We start from the raw sequence: 18,243 nt of genomic DNA on the forward strand, positions 1-18,243 counted from the left end.
ATTAATTTTGTAACAGTTAATTTGTCATATATTCCATTTTAAGGTGGGCAAAAGTATGGGTTTTTTTGACAAACTATTTAGGAGTTCAACAAATAAGGAGGAAGAACAGATGGCAAACTTAAATATTGGAATTATTTTAGGGAGTACTCGTGAAGGTCGCCTTAGTCCACAAGTTGGAGAATGGGTAAAGTCACTTGCGGAAAAACGCGGTGATGCAAATTATGAAATCGTAGATCTTAAAGATTTTGACCTGCCTTTTTTGGGTACAACGGATGGATCAGAGCCAGGAATTGCAAAATGGAATGAAAAAATCGGTAGCTTAGATGGTTTTGTATTTATTGTTCAAGAATACAACCATAGTATTACGGGGGCGTTAAAAAATGCAATGGATATGGCACGTGAAGCATGGTTTAACAAGGCAGCGGGAATTGTGAGTTACGGATCAGTTGGTGGAGCACGTGCTGCAGAACATTTACGTGGAATTCTTTCAGAGCAATCGATTGCACATGTTCGTACACACCCAGCTTTAAGTTTATTTACGGATTTTGAAAATGGTCAAACCTTCAAACCAGCTCAAATGCATGAAGGTACTGTAAATGAGATGTTAGAACAACTAGTATCTTGGGCAGGTGCACTAAAAACAGTTCGATAATTCGTTATGATCATGTCTACATGAAACAAACATTGTCTACAAAAAGTTCAATGTACTTTTAGCAGTAGAGTCCGTCAAGAAGGCTTAAAAAGAGGTACAAGTGATCAGACCATCAACCATATCCATGGGAGTAGCTCTGAATGAACCTAAATTATTAAACTCGCTGTATAAAACTAAATCTCCAAAATCATTCAGAATTTATACAGGATAATCGGTTGTCGGCATCATCTAGCATATATCTTCAGGTAAAATAGTGCCTAATCACAATGATTAGGTGCTTTTTCTTATACGAAACAAAAGTCAAAGGGAGCGTAGGGGAAAATCTCTGCTTCAAGCCATCCTCTTAGCTAGACAACAAAAAATGAAACACGAGAACCGTCCCCATGTTTCATCAACATGAATCCCTCAACTTCAATTCTGGAGAAAAACGATATACGACGGGTACATTTGAATGATTTCCTTGAATTTGGCTTAAAATAATCCCGGCCGCCTTTAATCCCATTTCATTAATTGGCTGTGCAATGGTTGTTAAAGAGGGCTGATAAATATCTGCATAGGAAACATCATCAATGCTGATGACAGCCACTTCATTAGGAATGGAAATTCCTTTTTCCTTTAAAAAGCTGAGTACTTCCTTTAAGACTAAGTCGTTTCCGGCAATGATGCCATTTGGCTTTTCATCAGAAAGAAACAATTGTTCTAGATCTTCTTTTAGCCCTGAAAGGGAATTGGAACGCAGAAGTTCAGGGTAATCATAGTCAGAATTTGAATTATGAAACGCCAGTGCCTTTTTATACCCTTCAATCCGCTCAATTCGCGGGGAAATATGATGATAGACCGGTTGTGTCAGCATCGCAATTCGAGTCCTGCCTCGCTCCACTAAAGTAGAGACAGCCAAAAAAGAAGCTGCTTCGTTATCGAGCAAGACTGTATCTACAAGAATTCCCTCAATCTTTCGATCCATAAACACAACAGGAGTTTCATGGTTGATTAAACGGCTGTATTCGGCATGATTGGTGCCTGTTGGAAAAATAATCAGCCCATCAACGCTTCTTCCCGCCAACATCTGAATATAGGCGATTTCCTTCACAGGGTCGTCATCGGCATTACATATAATGACTTGGATTCCCTCTTGTTGCAGTCTCTGCTCAATAACTCGAATCACTTCGGTTGAAAGTACGTGGCGGATATTGGCCACAATAATCCCAACTAATTTGGTTTTTTGCTTTTTTAAATTGCTGGCAAAGAGATTTGGTTGGAAATTCATTTCTTCAATAACCTTTTCAATTTTCTCCCTTGTACTTTGGCTCATATATTCATATCTTTTATTTAAAAATTGGGAAACGGTGCTTTTCGATACACCTGCATTTTTTGCGACATCCCCAATTGTAACCGCTTTAGTTTTTGTCATAGAACAAACCCTCCACGAAAGTTTTATAAGATCGTAGACTACCTTCTATCTAACTTTCTTTTATCTAATTAACCTTGTTAATTCTAATTTTCATTATAGAACCGTCATCTTACAATAACAATAATAGACTAAACGGTTTAGTAAATCTATTAAAACCTGCAAATATAATTAAAGTAGATGGTGTCAAAACCTTGAATATGTGTAGAAATTAGTACATTTTCCAATAAAAAAGAAAAATATTTTTATTTATCTATTGTAATCGCTTACGAAAGCGCATACAATGTAATCATAAACCGATTTAGTAGCATACTAGTATTTAAGTGATAAAGGTGGTGCACATTATGCTTGACGTTATTACGATAGGCGATGGAATGATATCAATGAATCCGGTTTCCAAGGGTCCTCTTCGTTTCTCGCAAATGTATGAAAGAAAAATAGGCGGAGCTGAACTTAACTTTGCGATCGGCTGTTCCCGACTGGGTTTAAAGACAGGATGGATTAGCCGACTCGGCAATGATGAATTTGGAAGATATATATTATATTGTGCTAAAGGAGAGGGCATTGACACCTCAGAGGTTGAGCTGGTCACTAATTACCCAACCTCCGTTTATTTCAAAGAAATATTCGAAGATGGGAATGGAAGATCCTTTTATTATCGCGATAAATCACCGACCTCTACGATGGTAGAAAGCGATTTACGTGAGGAATATTTTCGAAAGGCAAAACTATTGCATATAACTGGAGTCTTTCCTTCGATAAGTGATAATAACTGCGCAATCATTAAAAAAGCAGTCAAAATGGCGAAGAAAACCGGTTTACTCGTTTCGTTTGATCCGAATATTCGTTTGAAATTATGGTCAAAGGAAGAAGCAAAAACATTTATTCACGAAATTTTGCCGGATGTTGACCTATTATTAACGGGTGAAGAAGAGGCAGAAATGATTCTTGGAAGGGATTCTGTAGAAAACTATATAAAGAAATTCCATGACATTGGCATCTCCAAGGTTGTCATTAAAAAAGGTGCAGATGGTTCGACAGGATCAGATGGCACACAAATTTATCACATGCCCCCGGTGAAAGCACGAGCGGTCGTGGATACAGTAGGTGCCGGCGATGGATTTGGCGCTGGGTTTGTAACAAGCCTTTTAAGAGGGCAGTCGTTTGAGAAAGCGCTTCACTTTGCCAATGCAGTTGGAGCAATGGTCATCAGTGTAAAAGGAGATAATGAAGGTCTTCCTTATCTAGAAGATGTCCGAGCATTTTTAGGTGAAACTGAGTTCATTGAACGATAGAATCAAAGAATTTAACTTTAGGAGGAATTTCCGTGAACTTAAGAAAAATCGTATCAGCCGCAGCTGTTGGAGTGCTATCGTTATCTTTGCTATCTGCATGCAACAACACCATCGGGGCTGCCGGAAACGAAAAAGTCACATTACACCTTGCTTCCAATCATCCAGAAGAACATCCTGTTACTCCTTCTTTACGGGAATTTGCCCAATTAGCAAATGAAAAATCCGGACAAGAGGTTGAGGTAAAAGTTGCCGCAAATGGACTATTAGGCGGTGAACGTGATGTTATCGAGCTTGTGAAATCGGGTACTCTTCAAATGGCAAAAGTTAGTGCCAGTGCATTAGAAGGCTTTGAAAAAAGCTATTCCATCTTTTCACTTCCATATGTATTCCAAAGCGAAGAGCATTACTATAATGTAATGGAAAACAGTGAAGCGGTTCATGATATTTTTACAAAAACAAAAGATCAAGGCTGGTTTGCGATCGGCTGGTACAGCGGAGGACAAAGAAGTATTTATACAGCTAACACAAAAGTGGAATCTACTGAGGATATGAAAGGGATGAAAATTCGTGTTCAGGAGAGCCCGACATCCATTTCTATGATCAAAGCAATGGGGGGATCACCAACACCAATGGCCTTTGGTGAAGTATACACGTCCCTGCAGCAAGGAATTATTGATGGTGCCGAAAATAATGAAATGGGTCTAACATCAAATAAACACGGTGAAGTAGCGAAAGCTTATACGTATACAGAGCACCAATATGTGCCAGATGTCTTGATTATGAGTACAGAGGCATGGGAAGGCTTAACAGATGAACAAAAGGACGTGATTATTGAATCTGCGGTAGAGTCTGCGGAAAGTCATAAAGTTCGATGGGAAAAAGCCGTTATCGAAGCAACAAAAGAAGCAGAAGATATGGGCGTCCAATTCTATCAAATCGATAAACAGCCGTTTATTGATGCCGCTAAGCCTTTGCATGAACAGTTCAAAGCAAAAAATGAAGATAATGCAAGATATTTTGATGATTTTCAAAGCTATGTGAAATAAGGAATTTAAACAACGGTCTCTTACCAGTTGATTAGCATGATTGTTTGGAGACCTGAAGGAGAGGGAAATATCGATGAAAGTGGTTATTGATAGAATAACAGAAATTCTTACGGGTTCGTTATTGGCTTTCATGGTGATTATCGCCGTTTGGCAAGTATTTACCCGATTTGTTTTGCAATCGCCTAGTATAGTAACAGAAGAAATGTTGCGATATGGTCTTATTTGGTTAACAATGGTCGGCGGAGCTTATGTTTATGGAAAGAACCAGCATTTAGCGATTGTTTTTATCGCCCGAAAGTTTCCTGAAAAAATCCAACCGCTCATTGCCTTGTTTGTTGAAGCAAGTGTGATGATCTTTGCCATTGTCATGTTAATCATGGGTGGGATGAATACAGTTCAAAATGCAGTAGGACAAGTTTCTCCTGCATTACAAATGCCAATGCAGTATTACTATCTAAGCCTTCCTGTCGGAGGAGGACTGTTCTTGTTCTATTCTGCCTTTAATCTTGCAGGGTTAACAAAAAAGAATAAGCAGTCAGCAGAAACAAAGTAATTCCCATTGATGGATACTTCCGTCTACATCGCCTAAGAATGGAAGTCTTTTCGCCTAATTCCGATACAAAAAAGGAGTGACCCTTATGGCCGTTCAATCAGGTCTAGTCCTATTAATTGTCTTTCTACTATTACTCATTTTAAGAGTTCCGATTTCGATTAGTATTGCAATCGCTTCTATTGCAACAATCCTGACACAGCTACCGTTTGACCTGTCCATCTTTGTAGCAGCGCAAAAACTTGTAACAAGTATTGATAACTTTTCATTATTAGCGGTTCCTTTCTTTATTCTGGCCGGAATCTTGATGACGAACGGTGGAATTGCGGAACGTCTTGTCAATTTCGCTAAAGTGCTTGTCGGAAGAATGCCTGGTTCCTTAGCAAGCACCAATATTGTTGGGAATATGTTATTCGGTTCAATTTCCGGATCATCAGTCGCTTCTGCAATTGCGATCGGCGGTGTGATGGGACCGATGGAAAAAAAGGAAGGTTATGATCCTAGATTTTCAGCAGCTGCCAATATCGCTTCTGCACCAACTGGATTATTGATCCCTCCAAGCCAATCGTTAATCATTTTTTCTCTTGCCAGCGGTGGAACATCGATTGCAGCTTTGTTTATCGCGGGTTATCTGCCAGGGATTTTATGGGGATTATTATGTATGGTTGTTGCCATGTTTATTGCCAAGCGTAATAAATATCCATTAAGCGAACGGGTTACATTCAAGATCGCTCTTAAAACCTTCTGGGATGCCATCCCAAGTTTAATGCTGATTGTCATCGTGATTGGAGGTATTTTAGCGGGTATCTTTACGGCTACCGAAGCAGCCGCCATCGCGGTTGTTTACTCACTGATTTTATCATTCGCATATAAGAACATAAAGGTGAAGGATCTTCCAAAAATTTTGACTGAATCCGTTATCCTTACTTGTATGATTATGCTCCTTGTTGCAGCTTCCGGAGTGATGTCATGGGTAATGTCGTACACCGGCATCCCGCAAATGATTAGTGACGCCTTGATGGGAATTTCGTCAAATCCAATTATTATTCTATTAATTATCAACCTTTTCTTACTGCTTGTTGGAACATTTATGGATATTACACCAGCCATCCTTATTTTTACACCGATTTTCTTACCAATTGTTACTGGTTTTGGCATGGATCCTGTTCACTTCGGTATCATGTTAGTAATGAACCTATGTGTTGGTAATATTACTCCTCCGGTTGGTAGTGCGTTATTTGCCGGTGCTAGTGTAGCAAAACTAGAATTAGAAGATGTCATTAAATCCCTATTACCATTCTACGGAGCCATTATTGTTGCGCTACTTTTAGTAACGTTTATTCCTGAAATCTCACTATTGCTACCTAGATTGCTAGGTTTATAGATTTAACGAAGAGCTGTCACAAAAATGTGGCAGCTTTTCCATATGGATCCAGCGTGTTGCTTTCGCTATTACCAAACGGCGCTTGAATCTACAATTAAAAGTTGTCCCCATCTCGCAAAACATAACCGGTGAATTACTTGCGATTAGTGAAGATTTGCCCCACTTTGCTATAGCAAGATTTGAAAACTTCTATGAAGAGGATATGACGATACCACCCAAGGAATTCTCATCTAGACAATATCCAAAAATCCTAAAAATGACCATCGCAAATTTGATTTAAATGAAAGACTTTTTATAGATATTATAAAAAATTAGAGAACTAATCAGTTATTAATTAATTTTCTATACTATTTTTCTTAATAGCGATCCAATAAAATGTTAACAAATAGAGTATACTACCAGAAATATAAAGCGAAAAAACTAATCCGGGTACCAATACTTTTAATCCTAGTTTTAAATCATTTACGAAATCTTTTAAACTAGATTTATAAACAACCATTCCCACAATCCCATAAAGGATCGGGAAAATTAGTACAGGGGAAAAGAAATAAGGTTGTTCATTAAAAATAAATGTATACAAAAAAGGAAATAAAAAATAAGATAAAACAAATGAGACAATCATACGGATGAGGACATTACCATTCAACCAGGACTTTGCCAAATCTTATTCACCTTTTTCGAATATAGTTTTATTAATTTGTTAGGAGTAGGAATTCTAAAGTGTTTAATCTAATCTATTAAAACTATGTTTATATTCATTGGCTGCACAGAAGTTTTCGTTTGTTACCCCCTTCAAATATTAACTGGATAGACGTAAATAAAGATTATCCCCATTGAAATAAAATCAATCAATTTTTCCAAAATATATATATTCATTTAGCCTATCAATAATGATAGTAAATTAGACCTAATCTAAATGCTTAAACTAAGTTTTCTTTAAGTGAACGGTAATTCTCAACACGAATCCCTCAACTTCAATTTTGGATAAAAACGGGTGCATGTTTGAAAAAAAATCAGCACATCAACGCTTCTTCCCGCCAATAGAGGCGATTTACTAGTTTTGGTATGGATCCTATTCATTAAGGTAATTCGAAGGTGGAAAATTCTCCTGAACTCATGTTTTACTCTATACACTCTGATTAATTAGAGTGTGTAGAACAAATAGTTTATAATGGTGTAGAAAATATACAGGTTAAGTCGGTTATACATATCATCTAGAATATATTCTTATAAACGAGTGCCTAATCGAGTTGATTAGGCTATTTCTCATATCTCTTATAAACTAACGTAAAACGAGTATCCGAAATAACACATATCCATTTCCAACCAGAAAGGAGGATGAAAAAATGTCAAAAGATGAGATTATTTTAAGAGGACTCAAAGAAAATAATTTAAAAAATATAGATTTAAACCTGCCCAAGGAAAAATTCATCGTATTTACAGGTCTTTCAGGCTCAGGTAAGAGCTCTGTCGTTTTTGATACTTTAGCAACAGAAAGTCGAAGGCAAATGACGATGAACTATCCGGCGTATGTTCGAAATCAAATGCCAAGGTACGAAAGACCACACGCCGATCTTATGAAAAACTTAAGCCCAGTTATTGTAGTAGAGCAAAGACCGATAAGCGGCAATACCCGTTCAACAGTAGGCACCTATATGGATATACACCCATTAATTAGACTTTTATTCTCGAGAATTGGAAAGCCATCGATTGGTTCGGCAACCGATTTTTCGAGCCAAAGTTCCTTTGGGAGATGTCCAAAATGTGGTGGATATGGGGAGGTGATTGCGCCAGACCTAAATAAGATGGTCGATTTCGATAAGTCACTTCGGGAATATGCCGTGAAATTCAAGCCATTATCACCTTCAGGTTGGCAAGGGAGATGGATGATGACTGGTGGATTATTCGATCCGGATTTGCCGATAAAGGAATACTCAGAGGAAAAGCTCCATCTGTTTTTATATGGTCCTCGGGATGGTGAAAAAATTTATGCACCGTTTCATACAAAAAACGGACCTCAGCCTCATGAATGGGATGGATTACTGCCTCGATTTACGCGCCTTTATATCAATCGAGATGTCTCAAAGTTAAAAGAAGTAACTCAGGATGACGTATTAGCCGTAACAACACAATCATTGTGCCCTACCTGCCAAGGTTCAGGACTAAACCCAAAAGTATTAGAATGTAAAATCAATAGTCTCAATATCGCAGAGTACGACCAACTAGAACTTACCGAATTACTTGAAGAACTAAGGGACATTAAAGATCCGATGGGTGAATCAATCGCCCAACAAGCCATCCCCCATGTAAAACAATTAGTGGACATGGGATTAGGATATTTGAGTTTATCTAGAAAAATGGGGACGCTGTCCGGAGGTGAAGCTCAACGGGTAAAAATCGCTCGACATCTAGGGAGCAGTTTAAACAATATTACATACATTTTTGATGAACCAAGTGCTGGACTCCATCCTGAGGAAGTTGATCTATTAATAGGGATGCTAAAAGGAATAAAAGACCAGCATAATACGGTAATCGTCATCGAACACGATCTATCTGTCATAAAAGTAGCGGATGAAATTATAGAAATGGGACCGGGAGCGGGTGTAAACGGAGGAGAAGTGGTCTATCAAGGTAAATTAGAAGGACTTAAGAACTCTCCGACCGCATTAGCATTAAATCACAAGCTAAAAATCAATCAAAATCCAAGGGAAATCAACAGTTTTTTTACAATAGATAGAGCAACTAACAATAACTTAAAAAACATAAGCGTAAATATTCCTAAAAATGTCTTAGTGTCTATATGTGGGGTCTCCGGTTCAGGTAAAAGTACTTTAATGTTAGAAGCTTTTGCTAAAAGATATCCAGAAACCATCATAGTGGGTCATGGCAGCATTGGAATCTCCAATCGTTCGACCTTAGCCACCTACATGGGAATTATGGATGATATTCGCACAATCTTTTCAAAAGAAACTGGACAACGGGCAGGTTTGTTTAGTTTTAACTCTTTAGGAGCATGTCCAGTCTGTAGAGGAAAAGGAGTCTTCACGCCAGATGTAGCCTTTGCAGATCCGGTAACCGTTCCTTGTGAAGCATGTGGCGGAACGAGATATTCAAATGAAGCACTTTCCTATCGATATCAAGAGAAAAATATCGTAGAGATTTTAGATTTAACGATAGACGAGGCAATGAACTATTTTAAAGCACCAAAAATTATAAAAAGAGTGCAAAAGCTGAAAGACGTAGGATTAGGCTATCTAACCTTAGGACAGACGACAAGTTCCCTAAGCGGAGGAGAAGCCCAACGCCTAAAACTGGCAAGCCATTTACAAAAAGAAGGACAAATCTATCTTTTAGACGAACCATCCTTGGGACTACATATAGAGGATAACGAGAAACTCCTAGATGTCTTTCAAAATCTCGTAAACAAAGGGAATTCAGTCATTATCATCGAACACAACCAAGACTTTATAGCGGCGAGCGATTGGGTAATCGAATTAGGTCCAGGAGGAGGGAAACAAGGCGGACAAATCATATTTGAAGGTACACCAGAAGAGATGTTACATGCAGACACATTGACAGCGAAATGGTTGAAGGATGGAGTAAGATAACATTCATGGTCATTTCTTCATGCGAATTAGAATATATATAAGTAAACTAGAGCCTAATCCTATGACTTAGGTTCTTTTGTATATACGAATCATCTTTTCAGGACTATTCGGGGGATTAGAGGACAATTTCTATACTTCAGGGGATGCATTCAGTTGGGCGGACCCAAATTAGCCCAAAAATGAAACGCGAGAACCGTCCCCGTGTTTCATGTGTATTCGAAGAAGGGTCGTGAGGGATAATAAATGTAAGTAGGTAAGAAAGAGGTATAGATATGACTTATATTTTGTTAATTCTAGGTTTTGCTTTGCTGATTAAAGGAGCAGATTTTTTTGTGGAAGGGGCGTCAAAGATTGCAATGTCCCTTCGGGTATCCCCTTTACTAGTTGGGTTAACGATTGTAGCGTTTGGGACGAGTTCTCCGGAGGCAACGGTAAGTATTTTTGCAGCATTGGAAGATAATGCGGGTGTTTCCATTGGGAACGTTGTTGGAAGTAATATTTTCAATATAACATTTGTTGTCGGAATGACCGCACTCATTTTCCCATTAAAGGTCGAGAGTGAAACCATTAGAAAGGAAATTCCCTTTACATTACTGGCTAGCGTCGCATTATTTATTCTGATAAGTGATAGTAGTCTGCAGGGATTCAATGAAAATTTCCTAACCAGAAGTGACGGGATTATCTTTTTACTGTTCTTTTCCATCTTCCTTTACTATGTTTTTGAAATTGCTAGAAAGGGCCGTGACCAAAAGGAACCCGTTAATCAAGCAAAAGCCCCAATGGGAAAAAATATCCTTTTGACAGTTGGGGGGCTAGCAGCCATTATTTTCGGTGGAGAGTTCGTTGTCAGTAGCGCGACAGATATTGCTCTTTCGTTTGGAATGAGTGAAACTCTTGTGGGTTTAACCATTGTTGCAGTCGGTACGTCGTTACCTGAGTTAATGACTTCTATCACAGCAGCCATAAAAAAAGAGAGCGAAATTGCTTTAGGAAATATTGTTGGAAGCAATATTTTTAATATTTTATTTGTACTTGGAGTATCGTCTGTTATATCTCCGCTCTCGGTTGATCATAAAATCTTCACAGATATCCTTTTGATGGTTATATTGACCGTAATTTTACTCGTTTTTTCAAGATCCAATTATAAAGTAGGGAGAATAGAAGGTGGATTGTTAGCTGCATCCTACATTGTCTACATGATTTACATAATCATTAGAAATTAATATGGAAATTTATTAATAATTCAACTGGTTAACTATTATCCTTCAAAATGAAACGGTGAGAACCGTCCCCATGTTTCAAAGTTCTAAACAACCTCATTGGTGAATAGATAATCTTGAGGAGGTTGGATATGATGGATAATGGAACAGTCGTACGGACGGTTTCACTTGTTTTAGTGTGGGGGAATGTTTGGTTAGAAAAGGCAGGATTGAATACAATTCCGTTTTTAAGTGAGGAAGAAATCGCACTGGGGTTAACCATGATTGTTAGCATTTGGACTTGGTTTAAAAATAACTATATAACGGCAAAAGGCAAGAAACAAAAAGAAGTACTCCAAAAAGAAGGATTAACCAAATAAGCCCACACGAAACTTATAGGATTATCCCCCATTAGATTACTTCGTTTTCTTCGGAACGTACAGCCATAGGAATACTAAATAGGAATAGATTCGCTCATCTATTCCTATTTAGCCATTGATAGAACCCATTCATAAAGAGTAAAAAGAAAGTATACGATCATCGTTGCTAGTAAATAGTTGATGTTAAATTTACTGGAAGGGGGAAAGGACTTTCTTTGTAATGGTGGCAAGTTCGAGTTTTTCGAGGGTTTTACAATAGTCATCCTTGATCTCTCCATCCACATGATCATGTGAAGCAGTTAGGGTATGAATAATTTTCCAATCCTTATACCAATCTCCACGTTCTGCAGGATCATGTTTCTGATCTTTCCAAGAGTATTCTAGTTTTGGGCTATAAATTCGAGGAGATCTAGGGGGAATAGAACAGGATATAATTCTGGGGGTTAGGTTAATCCCTGGGACTTCTTCGTTTACATAATGAAAGAGTTGTGGCCAATAATCCATTCTTGAACCCGAATGAGGGTACTCCTTTGCCCATTTCTCAATAGAATGCAGCCTTTCTAAATCATGAAACAAAACTGAATATAATCGCTTTCCTAAAAGAATTCTCTCATGCAAACTGTTAAAATGATGTACGGTTTGGCCAATTAATTGGATTCCTCCATTTGCTTCATAGGGAAAGAGAATATGATTTAACGCAAGGATATCCTGTAACGTAAACTCTAATGTATTCAGCACATTCTTTTGAAAAGCAGAATTTTGCACCACCCGTTTTTCTATATAGTTTTGTTCATTAATGATTAAGGCAATCGTTAGTAACCGTTTGTCAGGTTCCCTCCAAAAATAATTCCAAATCGTTTCCATAAAGAAAGAGATATGTAAATGCGGAAGTAAGTAGAACAGGTTGGTCCTCTTTCTTTTGCTTTCCTCGTAGACTAACAATTGCGGATATGCATCCTGAAAAATTAACCAATTTCCCCGTTCTAAAAAATTGAAAAAGGCTTGGGATTCTTTTTTAGTAAATAATTTTGTTAGGAATCCACCTTTTAAATCCGTCATATTCCAACCTCCATTCCTTGAGACCATATGTGCTAAAAATGCCCAATGGATTTCGGGGTGACGGATATAAAAGTCCAAATAGCCTAAAGTTCTTGTTACATTATTTTTATTTAATAAAGCCGTTTCATTTTTAATTTTTTTTATAAGTTTCAAATCATCTACAGAGAGCTCCCTTTTAGCAACTAGTTCTTTACTGAGTAACATTCTTTTTATGGTTTTTTGCGATTTAGAGAGGGGGTGCTGTTTGTTCGTGATGAATTTAAAAACCATGGGGCTCCTCCTCCATGAATGTCTTTCCTTAAAATGAATATGAATAGTAAGGATCATTTTATTAGGGAGAGGGTGGCTAAATATGAATAGTGGAGTGATAAACGGCATCAAGCAAATCGTTGATAAGCTTAGAAGTGAACAGTCTCCCGATGGTTCATGGAATTATCCATTTGAAATTGGAATCTCAACAGATAGTTATATGATCATTTTATTAAAGTCATTAGATATTCATGATGAAAATTTAATAAAGAGTTTGACTGAACGGATTTTAAGTAAACAGGAGAAAAATGGAGCATGGAAATTATTCTATGATGAAGGGGACGGAAATCTATCAGCCACATTGGAGGCGTATGTCGCCCTTTTGTATTCAGGGCTTCTTGAGAAAACTGATCCTAGATTGATTGCAGCCAAACGCTTTATTTTAACTCATGGGGGTATGAAAAAATCACATACGTTAACAAAGATCATGTTAGCTATAACCGGTCACATCAAATGGCCTTCATTTTTCCCCATTCCCATTGAACTGATGCTGTTGCCTCCAACCTTTCCAATCAATCTATATGATTTTTCGGCATATGGAAGAGCCAATTTAGTCCCCATTATGATTTTAGCTCAACAAAAATTCAGCTTAAAAGAACATAATAAATGGGAATTAAACGATTTGATGAGCAGAAATCTAGACGAAAATGAGCGCATCTTTACGTTTAGGAACCGAGAAGTATATCGCTCACTTTTTTCTGAGATTCACAATGGAATAAAAAGGTTACTGGGGTACCCTGCTCACCTCCATCAACAAGCAATGCAGCAGGCAAAGATGTATATGGTAAACCGTATTGAACCAGATGGTACGTTCCTAACGTATTTTAGCTCAACCTTTTTAATGATTTATGCGCTATTATCACTCGGTTATTCAAAAAAGGATCCTCTTATCTTAAAAGCTGTAGATGGACTAAAATCCATGCAATGTAAAATAAATGGCTACACACATATGCAATATACAACAGCTACAGTTTGGAATACTTCCTTAATTAATTCAACCCTACAGATTGCTGGCATCTCTCCAACAGATCCTACGATTACAAAATCAATTGATTACCTAATAAGTCGTCAGCATATGAAGTATGGCGATTGGATTGTTCATAATCCCAGTGCGTTCCCAGGGGGATGGGGATTTGCTGATCGTAATACAATCCATCCAGATGTAGATGACTCAACCACTTCATTAAAAAGTATCGCGCAAACGGTACCGAATGACATTCGCTTACAGAACCCGTGGGAAAGAGGGGTTCGGTGGGTATTATCCATGCAAAATGATGACGGTGGCTGGCCTGCTTTTGAAAAAAATACAAACAGTGCATTGTTATCCCTTTTACCAATTGATGGGGGAGAATACCTTGTTACAGATCCCTCGTCAGCTGATTTAACTGGAAGAACGTTAGAGTTTTTGGGCAATTATACCAATCTCTCAACGAATGATTTTGTGATTCGAAAGGGAGTTAATTGGCTTCTCGTTCATCAGGAACAAGATGGTTCGTGGTATGGTCGCTGGGGAATTTGTTATATCTACGGGACATGGGCCGCCATCACAGGATTAAAAGCAGTTGGGATGTTATCAAGTCATCGTGCGATGATGAATGGGGTGAGATGGCTGGAAAACATACAAAATGAAGATGGCGGATGGGGAGAATCCTGTAAAAGTGATAGTCAAAAGCAGTATGTCCCTTTGAACCAAAGTACATTGACCCATACGGCTTGGGCTGTTGACGCGCTTATTGCAGCGCATGATCAACCAACAAAGTCGATCAAAAGAGGAATACAGTATTTACTAGATCATTTAGATCGATATGATTGGACAACAGACTATCCAAAAGGGCAGGGAATGGCAGGTGCTTTTTATATCCACTACCATAGTTACCGATATATTTTTCCACTTCTTGCATTATCCCACTACCAAAATAAATTTTTAAGCTAATTCATCAAAAGGTACGGAATATTGCATCGACCTATAAGGCATACTACAACAACAACTGGTGACTCTGCCAGACCGAATGCCATAAGACAATCCGTTATTCCCAAAAAGGGTGGTGACGGATTATTTATTTTTAATAAAAACCTTCTCTTTAAGTAATCATTTGGTTTAATATAAATGAATTAGAATTGGAAGAAATTAGTATATACTGTAGATAGGATGAGGGGGGAAGAGTCTGTGAGGGGGAAAAGAAAAGTTGTTATTAGTTTCATAGTCATATTAATGATAATCATAGGCTTTATTAGTTTTAAAATATATTCAAACAAGCAAATAGGCTTTGATATCGAAATCAAAAATAGTACAAGCGAAAGCATAAAGGGTTTAGGCATAACCTGTAAGGGGATCAGTAAGGATATCGTACTACCAGAAATTCAGGCAGGTAAGATATACGAACTTAATATAAATCCAAGCGAAGATTTTAGCGAAAATAGCCTGATTCTGTATTATCAAGATAACAGAGGATATACTCAAAAACATATACTTATTGGCTATTTTGAAAAAGGATACAGAGGAAAGGTAAAGGTTGATATCACTTCCAAAGACGAAAATGGATTATTAATGATGAAGATTCAAGAAAAAATGAAATACTAGAAATTCCTTTAAATATGGAAAATCTCGTTTAATCCCTTAGCTTAAACGAGACTTTCTTTTTGAATGAGAAGAGGTAGCTTTATATTGTAGGAATGTAGTTTGAGCAGAGCAATAACATATGTATGTATTTGTTTGTTGCTATTTTCTTAAAAACTATTTATCCTAACAATAGGATATTATGAAACTAATTACTTGGAGTTGGAATGTTGCTATTTTTTTAGATTATTACTTTGAATTAAAAATAAATCAATTCATATTATTTTAATTTGTGAGGTTAAATATAGGTTGAGATTTTAAGAATTAGAAAGGATGCTAAAGATGGGAAAATGGATGGTAGACCAAGCGCATTCCATAGTTGGATTTGAAGTGACACATATGATGATATCAAAGGTAAGGGGACAATTTGATTCCTATACAGTCGATATAGAAGCTGAAGATTTAACGGATTTAACAAATGCAAAGATTGTATTCAAATTAGAGGGAAACAGCATCAACACTCGTAACCAAGAACGAGATAAACACATAAAGTCATGTGACTTCTTTGATATTGAAAATTATCCAACTATCGATTTTAAATCTACTAACATTACAAAAAATGGGGGTCGTTATAAAGTAACAGGTGATATGACGATTAAAGGGATAACGAAACCAGTAACATTTGATGTTGAGTACGGTGGTAAAGCTATAAACCAATGGGGAGTAGAGGTTTTTGGTTATGAATCAGAAGCCACTATTAATCGTGAAGATTTTGGTCTCCTCTGGAATGTGGCATTAGAAACTGGCGGTGTACTTGTTGGTAAAGAGGTTAAAATTAAAGTTGAACTAGAATTAAATCAGATAAACAGTGACTTATCTAATGCACACAGTATAGAGAAGCAATCTATTGAAGAAAATAATTCTTTTGATCATGAAGCAATAAGCAGTGATATTCACGAGATGATTGCTGAAAATATAACGGATCTGGTTCTGATTATGAATAGGAGCGGAGTCATTCAATATGCCACTCCATCCTTTAAAACGATGTTAGGATATGACCTTTCTTTACTTCAAAATAGTAATTTTTTTGAAAAAGTCCATCAAGATGACCAGGATGTCTTTAGAAGAGAGATCATCACTTATTCTAGCCGAACGATCAAAAGGGAATTACAGAGTGAATTTCGCCTTCTTCATGATGAAGGATATGATATTAGTGTGGAGGCAAATATCACCACGATTAACCATCATTCTTTTTCAAAAAATGAAAATGATTTAATATTGGTTGTCATGCGTGATATAAGTGACCGAAAAGAAGGAGAAAAAGCCATTTATCAATTAGCATTTCATGATCCCTTGACGAATCTTCCAAATCGACGTTCGTTTATGAATCAGCTGCGCAGTGAAGTCATGGACCGAAAATTTTCAGGGTCTAAACTATCTGTACTTTTTATTGATTTGGATAATTTTAAGCCCATTAATGATCAATGGGGACATGATACAGGAGATCTTGTACTAAAAGAAGCAGCTAACAAGATCCGATCCGTTATTCGTCCAACAGATATAGTAGCTAGACTTGGCGGAGATGAATTTGTTGTCCTGTTAAAGGATGTGCAAGATGAAGAGGATGCGGTCACAATTGCTCAAAGGCTGTTAGTTCAGTTTCAAAACCCAATAAACAAATCCGGTCAAGAATATTCACTTACCTGCAGTATAGGCGTGGCACATTATCCTAGTCACGGGGAAACCCCGGAAGATTTGATTAAGAATGCAGACACTGCACTTTATTATGTAAAAGAACGCGGGAAAAATGATTTTATGATATTCGATCAACTCATGGAACATCAATCATTAGAGCGTCGTTTACTCGAAAATGCACTAAGACAAGGAATCAAAGAGCAACAATTCTACTTAGAGTATCAACCTAAAATGAACATGTCCACGAATGAGTTAATAGGGATGGAGGCGTTAGTCAGATGGAATCATCCAAATCTAGGAATCATTCCTCCAGGGAAATTTATTCCATTAGCTGAAGAAACGGGATTAATTGTTCCGCTAGGAGAATGGATCCTAAGAGAAAGTTGCCGACAAACATACGAATGGCTAAACAAAGGCTTCTCACCATTAATCTTATCTGTAAATGTTTCAGTTCGTCAGTTGGAAGACTTACATTTTGTCGATAAGGTTAAAACCATATTATATGAAACCGGATTAGATCCACAACGGCTTGAATTAGAGATAACGGAAAGTGTCTTGGCAAATGTTAAAAGTACAATTTCGATTTTAAAGGAAATTCAAAAACTAGGCATCCATATTTCTGTTGATGATTTTGGAACAGGGTATAGTTCGCTAAGTTATATTAAAGAGCTGCCAATTGATACATTAAAAATCGACCAATCGTTTGTGAAGGATATTCATACCAATAAAGAAAGTAAGGAAATTGCGAAAGCGATCATCAATTTAGCGCATTCAATTGGATTAAATGTCATTGCAGAAGGGGTCGAACTAAAAGAACATGTTGATGAACTAAGTAAGGATGGGTATATACTTGGACAGGGATACTATTATAGTAGGCCATTAAAAGTGGGAGACTTTGAGAATTATATGAGGACCATTGAGGTAGCGTTGTAAAGTTCGAATTAGAATGGGTTCAAGAAAGAGCCAATTATATCGTTATGCCCTTTCTATAAAATATTTGGAATACGTGATATTCGATTCAACTCATCGTCGTTCCAATAGAACCTTCCGAACGGGAAAGCCAGCAGTTTCAGCTGTGGGAGTAATCAAACTAAGCCAGAA

15 protein-coding genes are annotated in these 18,243 nt (G+C 37.4%); 12 read left to right on the plus strand and 3 right to left on the minus strand.

The features are described 5' to 3' along the window. The first annotated feature begins 55 nt into the window (after positions 1–55). Positions 56–652, plus strand: coding sequence for an NADPH-dependent FMN reductase (locus tag Q5760_RS02825; RefSeq protein ID WP_428910764.1), 597 nt, complete (start codon positions 56–58; stop codon positions 650–652). A gap of 391 nt (positions 653–1,043) precedes the next feature. Here Q5760_RS02825 and Q5760_RS02830 read toward each other — a convergent pair whose 3' ends face one another. Further along, positions 1,044–2,063, minus strand: coding sequence for a LacI family DNA-binding transcriptional regulator (locus tag Q5760_RS02830; RefSeq protein ID WP_428910765.1), 1,020 nt, complete (start codon positions 2,061–2,063; stop codon positions 1,044–1,046). A gap of 341 nt (positions 2,064–2,404) precedes the next feature. Here Q5760_RS02830 and Q5760_RS02835 point away from each other — a divergent pair, with 341 nt between their 5' ends. The 5 genes from Q5760_RS02835 (at position 2,405) to Q5760_RS02855 (ending at position 6,615) form a co-directional block, all read left to right on the plus strand. Next, complete coding sequence (locus tag Q5760_RS02835) at positions 2,405–3,355, plus strand: sugar kinase (RefSeq protein WP_428910766.1); 951 nt, start codon at positions 2,405–2,407, stop codon at positions 3,353–3,355. 32 nt (positions 3,356–3,387) lie between these two features. Beyond that, positions 3,388–4,401, plus strand: coding sequence for a TRAP transporter substrate-binding protein (locus Q5760_RS02840; RefSeq protein WP_428910767.1), 1,014 nt, complete (start codon positions 3,388–3,390; stop codon positions 4,399–4,401). Positions 4,402–4,474: 73 nt separating this feature from the next. Further along, the gene (locus tag Q5760_RS02845; RefSeq protein WP_428910768.1) at positions 4,475–4,954 is read left to right on the plus strand and encodes a TRAP transporter small permease; all 480 of its coding nucleotides are present in this window, start codon (positions 4,475–4,477) and stop codon (positions 4,952–4,954) included. Between the two features lie 85 nt (positions 4,955–5,039). Continuing rightward, positions 5,040–6,335, plus strand: coding sequence for a TRAP transporter large permease (locus tag Q5760_RS02850; protein WP_428910769.1), 1,296 nt, complete (start codon positions 5,040–5,042; stop codon positions 6,333–6,335). An 82-nt stretch (positions 6,336–6,417) separates the two neighbouring features. Continuing rightward, complete coding sequence (locus tag Q5760_RS02855; RefSeq protein WP_428910770.1) at positions 6,418–6,615, plus strand: hypothetical protein; 198 nt, start codon at positions 6,418–6,420, stop codon at positions 6,613–6,615. A gap of 54 nt (positions 6,616–6,669) precedes the next feature. Here Q5760_RS02855 and Q5760_RS02860 read toward each other — a convergent pair whose 3' ends face one another. Continuing rightward, on the minus strand, positions 6,670–6,996 hold the full coding sequence (locus Q5760_RS02860; RefSeq protein ID WP_428910771.1) for a hypothetical protein: 327 nt from the start codon (positions 6,994–6,996) through the stop codon (positions 6,670–6,672). A 685-nt stretch (positions 6,997–7,681) separates the two neighbouring features. Here Q5760_RS02860 and Q5760_RS02865 point away from each other — a divergent pair. The 3 genes from Q5760_RS02865 (at position 7,682) to Q5760_RS02875 (ending at position 11,522) form a co-directional block, all read left to right on the plus strand. Further along, entirely contained in the window at positions 7,682–9,943 is a 2,262-nt protein-coding gene (locus Q5760_RS02865; RefSeq protein WP_428910772.1) for an ATP-binding cassette domain-containing protein, read from the plus strand. A gap of 272 nt (positions 9,944–10,215) precedes the next feature. After that, the gene (locus Q5760_RS02870; protein ID WP_428910773.1) at positions 10,216–11,166 is read left to right on the plus strand and encodes a calcium/sodium antiporter; all 951 of its coding nucleotides are present in this window, start codon (positions 10,216–10,218) and stop codon (positions 11,164–11,166) included. 131 nt (positions 11,167–11,297) lie between these two features. Further along, the gene (locus Q5760_RS02875; RefSeq protein ID WP_428910774.1) at positions 11,298–11,522 is read left to right on the plus strand and encodes a phage holin; all 225 of its coding nucleotides are present in this window, start codon (positions 11,298–11,300) and stop codon (positions 11,520–11,522) included. 189 nt (positions 11,523–11,711) lie between these two features. Here the strand turns inward: Q5760_RS02875 and Q5760_RS02880 are convergent, their stop codons facing one another. After that, positions 11,712–12,851, minus strand: coding sequence for a DUF2515 domain-containing protein (locus Q5760_RS02880; RefSeq protein WP_428910775.1), 1,140 nt, complete (start codon positions 12,849–12,851; stop codon positions 11,712–11,714). A gap of 82 nt (positions 12,852–12,933) precedes the next feature. Between Q5760_RS02880 and shc the strand changes: the two genes are divergently transcribed. The 3 genes from shc (at position 12,934) to Q5760_RS02895 (ending at position 18,075) form a co-directional block, all read left to right on the plus strand. Continuing rightward, positions 12,934–14,823 carry a squalene--hopene cyclase gene (shc, locus tag Q5760_RS02885; protein WP_428910776.1) on the plus strand — a complete coding sequence of 630 codons (1,890 nt, stop codon included), beginning with the start codon at positions 12,934–12,936 and terminating at the stop codon, positions 14,821–14,823. A 216-nt stretch (positions 14,824–15,039) separates the two neighbouring features. After that, positions 15,040–15,471 carry a hypothetical protein gene (locus tag Q5760_RS02890; protein ID WP_428910777.1) on the plus strand — a complete coding sequence of 144 codons (432 nt, stop codon included), beginning with the start codon at positions 15,040–15,042 and terminating at the stop codon, positions 15,469–15,471. Between the two features lie 318 nt (positions 15,472–15,789). Beyond that, positions 15,790–18,075: an EAL domain-containing protein gene (locus Q5760_RS02895; protein WP_428910778.1), complete on the plus strand. Its 2,286-nt coding sequence runs from the start codon at positions 15,790–15,792 to the stop codon at positions 18,073–18,075. Positions 18,076–18,243 lie beyond the last annotated feature (168 nt).

This window comes from Niallia sp. Kr1, from assembly GCF_050389805.1.
In the GTDB taxonomy this organism is placed as follows: domain Bacteria; phylum Bacillota; class Bacilli; order Bacillales; family Cytobacillaceae; genus Bacillus_BD.